This window comes from Brotocaccenecus cirricatena (genome assembly GCF_020687045.1).
Classification (GTDB): Bacteria; Bacillota; Clostridia; order Oscillospirales; family Oscillospiraceae; genus Vescimonas; species Vescimonas cirricatena.
Window position 1 is genome coordinate 1 of sequence record NZ_JAJEPW010000108.1, and the last position, 5,764, is coordinate 5,764.

Here is a 5,764-nt window from a genome sequence, read left to right on the forward strand (position 1 = left end):
GCTCCGTGAGGAAGTCCGCAAAATGTAACTTCTTTTTGAATTTGATGAAAAAGTCCTTGACTTTTCGTCTCTGGCAAGACAGCTAAGAGTATCAATATTAGCTGCGGCGCACGCCTTGCCCCCTTTGATATCGCGGAGCTGCGAGAGATCACCATGTATGATGAGCTGGAGCTGGACACGCTGGGCGACAAGATATACGACAACCCGGAAGCCAAGGATGGAAGCTTCAAAAAGACGGCGCTGTTTCTCATCATGAGCGATACCGACAGCACCTTCAATTTTCTCATTTCTATGATTTACAGCCAGTTATTTAACTTGCTGTGTGAAAAGGCGGATGACCAGTATAAAGGCCGCCTGCCGGTGCATGTGCGCTGCCTGATCGACGAGGCAGCAAACATCGGGCAGATTCCGAATTTGGAAAAGCTCATGGCAACCATTCGCAGCCGCGAGATCTCCGCCTGCCTTGTCTTGCAGGCACAAAGCCAGCTCAAGGCGCTGTATAAGGACAACGCCGATACGATCATCGGGAATTGTGACACTTCGATTTTCCTCGGCGGTAAGGAGCCGACCACGTTGAAAGAGCTGAATCAGGCGCTGGGGAAAGAGACCATCGACACCTTCAATACCGGTGAAAGCCGAGGGCGCGAGGTCTCTCACAGTCTCAACTACCAGAAGCTCGGAAAAGACCTTGCTACCGTGGATGAGCTTGCCGTACTGGACGGCTCCAAGTGCATCTTGCAGCTTCGCGGCGTGCGGCCGTTTTTGTCCAATAAGTTTGATATCACGCAGCACAAGAATTACAGATACCTGTCGGACACAAACCCCAAAAATGAATTTGACATTGAAAAGTTCCTTTCTCACCGGCTCAAGCCGAAACAGGACGAAGCTTACAATGTCTTTGAAGTAGATATGTCCGAAGCGGATGAAGCAGCGGGCGAATCACCCGCTTTTTCATAAAGATTTATCAAGGCAAGGAGGCTTGATACACCATGACAGACAGAAGACACCGGCTCATACTGCAAGGCCGGGACGAACAAAACAATCAAACATTGAAAGGAGACGCCGGAATCGGGAGCCGCACAGCGGTTTTCGTTCCGGCGCTTGCATTGTGAGAACCCATTTCTAACCCAACATCCCGCATATTCCGGCATACACATTTATGGATTTCTTTAACTCTGCTGTCGATGTTCTCCAAACTTTGGTTATTGCCCTTGGCGCAGGTCTCGGAATCTGGGGCGTCATTAACCTGCTGGAGGGCTACGGAAATGATAATCCGGGGGCTAAATCGCAGGGCATGAAACAGCTCATGGCGGGCGGCGGTGTTGCCTTGGTTGGCCTTCTGCTGGTGCCGCTGCTCACCGGGCTTTTCGGCTAAACACCGGCAGTCCTGCATGGGCGGCTGATGCCGCCCTCGCTCCCATTTAGAAGCAAGGGAGCAGCCCATATAGACGGGCTGCTCCTTTGCTCTGCATGTTCAACTTTTACTTTTTCAGGAGGATATACAGATGCCCAGAAGATACAGTTATCCCGAAAACCTGCTTTCTGCCCTGCATCTCAATGAAGAAACGCAGCGCATGATCTCCTATGACGCGCTGACGGATGACCAGCGCAAGGGGGTGGAATACGCCCTGTCTGCGCTCTCGGAACGTGAACAGATCGTGCTCCGAGAGCATTTCTGCGAGGGCATCGGCTATAAGGCGATTGGCCTGCACTATAACCTCTCGGAGAGCCGGACGCGGAATATCATCCGGGACGCGCTATGCTGGCTGCACAAAAATCCCGCATGGCTGTACTACATCACAGACGGCTTTGAAGCACGAACCGCATATCTGCGGCAGCAGCTCCAGATGGAGGAACAAATCTATTGTGAACGCTGCGGCATTACCTCTCCGACGCATTTGTATTATCAGGGACTGGAAGCCCTGCATTTGCCCGCCAAGTGCTACAACCCACTTAGCCGGAACGATGTGAAGACCGTCCGCGAGGTACTCATCTTTCTGTGCTCATCCGCACAAATCCGAAACTTCGGCGCACTCTCTGCCACGACTGTCCGGGAGTATCTCGCGCGTGAGAAGCTGCTCCCCGCAGGTGGGGCGCTGCCTTGCTGCAATGCAAAGACTCCGCGCCTTGATCTGGAAGTTGAGGTTTTCCGGACGCTCAACACACATAGCTGATTACAGGCGGCATTGACCGCCTGATACATAGCCGGAACCCCGGCTATTCTGCGTTCTGCTTTATTTTCAGGTGCACATGAGAATGAAAACGAGCGCAGTAATCTTATACGGCTCTCGCCGGTATGCGGAGAGCCAACGGAAGGAGGGAAAAACGATTGGACTTAATATGGCAAAAATTCACTGATTGGCTCAAAGAAATTCTGATCGGCGGCATCACGGATGCGCTGTCCGGCCTCTTTGATACCGTGAACACAAGAGTCGGAGAGATCGCCGGTCAGGTCGGCGCAACGCCGCAGGGCTGGAACGGCGGCATTTACAACATGATCCGCAGCCTTTCAGACAACGTGATCCTGCCCATCGCCGGTGTGATCCTCGCCATCGTAATGACTATGGAGCTGATCCAGATCATTACGGACAAAAACAACATGCACGGAGAAGTCGATACCTGGTTCATCTTCAAATGGGTGTTCAAAACGGCCTGTGCGGTACTCATTGTCAGCAACACATGGAATATCGTCATGGGTGTGTTCGATGTGGCGCAGAGCGTGGTCAACAACGCTTCCGGCGTTGTGGTCGGCAATGTCAGCCTTGATCTGGCAAACAGTCTTGCGGATTTGGAAGCACGGCTCAATGAAATGGAGGTCTGGTCTCTGCTCGGCCTGTGGCTGCAAGCCACCATCGTGAAGCTCACCATGAACGCGCTGAACATCTGCATCTTCATCATCGTGTACGGGCGCATGATAGAAATCTATCTTGTGACCTCCATCGCCCCGATCCCCATGGCGACGGCAATGAACCGGGAATGGGGGCAGATGGGACAGAACTATCTCAGGAGCCTGTTCGCCCTCGGCTTTCAGGGCTTCCTTATTATCATCTGTGTTGCCATCTACGCCGTTCTGGTACAGAACATGATCGTGGATACGAATATTTCCACGGCCATCTGGAGCTGTATGGGCTATACAGTGCTTTTGTGCTTCACACTTTTTAAGACCGGTTCTCTTGCCAAGAGCCTGTTCAACAGCCACTGACGGAGGTGATTGCAAGTGGCCTATGTACCCGTCCCAAAGGACTTGAACGCCGTAAAGACCAAAGTCCTCTTCAACTTGACCAAGCGGCAGCTCGTTTGCTTCGGCAGCGGCGCAGCGGTGGGCGTGCCGCTGTTCTTCCTGCTCCGGCAGAGCCTTTCCAACAGCGCAGCGGCGATCTGCATGATCGTGGTCATGCTGCCGTTCTTTCTTTTCGCCTTGTACGAGAAAAACGGCCTGCCGCTGGAGAAGATCATCAAAAATATTGTTCAGGTCTGCTTCATCCGCCCAAAGGTGCGGCCTTATGAGACAGACAATTTTTATGCCGTATTGCAGCGGCAGGATATTCTGGATAAGGAGGTTTACCGCATTGTCTCAGGAAAAAACAAAGTTAAGCCGCGCCGACAGAAAGCAGATTGAAGCTGCCATTGCCAGAGCGAAAAACACAGACAAACGGCATAAGTCGGCGCAGGATTCCATTCCGTTTCAGCGGATGTTCCCGGACGGTATCTGCCGGGTGACAGATAACTATTACAGCAAAACGGTGCAGTTTCAAGATATCAATTACCAGCTCAACCAGAACGAGGACAAGACGGCCATCTTTGACGCATGGTGCGACTTCCTCAATTACTTTGACAGCTCCATCCATTTCCAGCTTTCCTTCGTAAACCTTGCCGCCAATAAGGACAGCTACGCGCAGACCATCGCTATCCCGCCGAGAGAGGATGCGTTCAACCAGTTACGCGCGGAGTACACAAAGATGCTGCAAACGCAGCTTGCACGCGGCAATAATGGGCTGGTCAAAACCAAGTTCATTACCTTCGGCGTAGAGGCGGACAATCTGAAAACCGCGAAACCCCGGCTGGAGCGCATTGAGATCGACATCCTCAATAACTTCAAGCGGCTTGGTGTGCAGGCGGAACCGCTGAACGGCCACGACCGGCTCAAATTGATGCACAATGTTCTTCACATGGATGAACAGGAGCCGTTCCGCTTCTCGTGGGATTGGCTTGCGCCCTCCGGCCTCTCCGTCAAGGACTTCATCGCGCCCAGCTCTTTCGAGTTCAGAACTGGCAGCAGCTTTGCCGTTGGAAAGAAATACGGCCGCGCATCGTTCTTGCAGATACTCGCTCCAGAACTGAATGACCGCATGTTGGCAGACTTTCTCGATATGGAAAGCTCCGTGATCGTGTCCATGCACATTCAGTCCGTGGATCAGGTCAAGGCCATCAAGACCATCAAACGCAAAATTACCGACCTTGATAAAATGAAGATTGAAGAACAGAAAAAAGCTATCCGCGCCGGGTATGATATGGATATCATACCGTCCGACCTTGCCACCTACGGCAATGAGGCGAAAAAGCTCTTGCAGGAGCTTCAGAGCCGGAACGAGCGTATGTTTCTTCTGACCTTCATCATTCTGAACACCGCAGGTTCCATGCAGCAGCTCAAAAACAATGTGTTTCAGGCCAATTCCATTGCGCAGAAATACAACTGCCAGTTGACGACATTGGACTTCCGGCAGGAAGAAGGGCTGATGAGCAGCCTCCCGCTGGGGCTGAATGAGATCACCATCCAGCGCGGGCTTACAACCTCCAGTGTTGCCATTTTTGTTCCGTTTACCACCCAGGAATTGTTTCAGACTGGCAAAGAGGCGCTGTACTGCGGCATCAATGCCCTGAGCAATAACCTCATCATGGTAGACAGGAAACTCCTGAAGAATCCAAACGGTCTGATTTTGGGCACACCCGGTTCCGGCAAGAGCTTTTCTGCCAAGCGCGAGATCGCAAACGTCTTTTTGGTGACGGACGACGATATCATCATCTGCGACCCGGAAGCGGAATATGGCCCGCTGGTGGAGCACCTGCACGGGCAGGTCATTAAAATCTCGCCCACCTCCACGGACTATATCAATCCCATGGACTTGAACCTCAACTATTCGGACGATGAAAATCCACTGTCGCTGAAATCCGATTTCATTCTCAGCTTGTGTGAGCTAATTGTGGGCGGCAAGGACGGCCTTATGCCGGTGGAAAAGACCATCATTGACCGCTGTGTGCGGCTGGTCTATCGGAACTATCTCAATGACCCGCGCCCGGAGAACATGCCCATCCTCGGTGATCTCTATGAGGAACTGCGGAAGCAGGATGAAAAGGAAGCGCAGTACATCGCAACAGCGCTGGAAATCTACGTCACCGGCTCCCTCAATGTTTTTAACCACCAGACCAACGTAGATGTTCACAGCCGTGTGGTGGCGTATGACATCAAGGAGTTGGGCAAGCAGCTCAAGAAAATCGGCATGTTGATCGTCCAAGACCAGGTTTGGAACCGTGTGACGGTCAACCGCGAGGCACACAAATCTACCCGCTACTACATCGACGAAATGCATCTTCTTCTCAAAGAGGAACAGACGGCAAGCTATACCATTGAGATCTGGAAGAGATTCAGAAAATGGGGTGGGATGCCGACTGGAATCACCCAAAACGTCAAAGTGCGCCCAGATAGGGCGCTGTGCAAAGCAGTCTAAGGTACTGCCGCACACGGCAGTGTGCGAAACAATCTGCC

Annotated in this window: 4 protein-coding genes and 2 pseudogenes; all 6 read left to right on the forward strand. The window is 52.3% G+C overall.

Translation table 11 applies throughout. From position 1 onward, the window contains the following. Positions 1 to 69 precede the first annotated feature (69 nt). Positions 70 to 957 (forward strand): annotated as a pseudogene (locus LKD37_RS16770) (VirD4-like conjugal transfer protein, CD1115 family); the annotation flags it as partial. A gap of 202 nt (positions 958 to 1,159) precedes the next feature. Then, the gene (locus LKD37_RS16775) at positions 1,160 to 1,375 is read left to right on the forward strand and encodes a Maff2 family mobile element protein (RefSeq protein ID WP_302930225.1); all 216 of its coding nucleotides are present in this window, start codon (positions 1,160 to 1,162) and stop codon (positions 1,373 to 1,375) included. A 130-nt stretch (positions 1,376 to 1,505) separates the two neighbouring features. Beyond that, on the forward strand, positions 1,506 to 2,174 hold the full coding sequence (locus LKD37_RS16780; protein WP_302930226.1) for a sigma factor-like helix-turn-helix DNA-binding protein: 669 nt from the start codon (positions 1,506 to 1,508) through the stop codon (positions 2,172 to 2,174). Between the two features lie 155 nt (positions 2,175 to 2,329). Next, entirely contained in the window at positions 2,330 to 3,202 is an 873-nt protein-coding gene (locus LKD37_RS16785) for a VirB6/TrbL-like conjugal transfer protein, CD1112 family (protein ID WP_302930227.1), read from the forward strand. A 15-nt stretch (positions 3,203 to 3,217) separates the two neighbouring features. Further along, a complete protein-coding gene (locus tag LKD37_RS16790; RefSeq protein ID WP_302930228.1) occupies positions 3,218 to 3,619 on the forward strand; it encodes a PrgI family protein in 402 nt (133 codons plus the stop codon). Next, positions 3,570 to 5,690, forward strand: a pseudogene (locus LKD37_RS16795) (VirB4-like conjugal transfer ATPase, CD1110 family); the annotation flags it as partial. The gene LKD37_RS16790 and the pseudogene LKD37_RS16795, both read left to right, overlap by 50 nt. Positions 5,691 to 5,764: the final 74 nt, after the last annotated feature.

Coding starts and splice junctions, on each gene's coding strand:
- LKD37_RS16775 (WP_302930225.1), top strand. CDS start 1,160: ATGGATTTCTTTAACTCTGCTGTCGATGTTCTCCAAACTTTGGTTATT.
- LKD37_RS16780 (WP_302930226.1), top strand. CDS start 1,506: ATGCCCAGAAGATACAGTTATCCCGAAAACCTGCTTTCTGCCCTGCAT.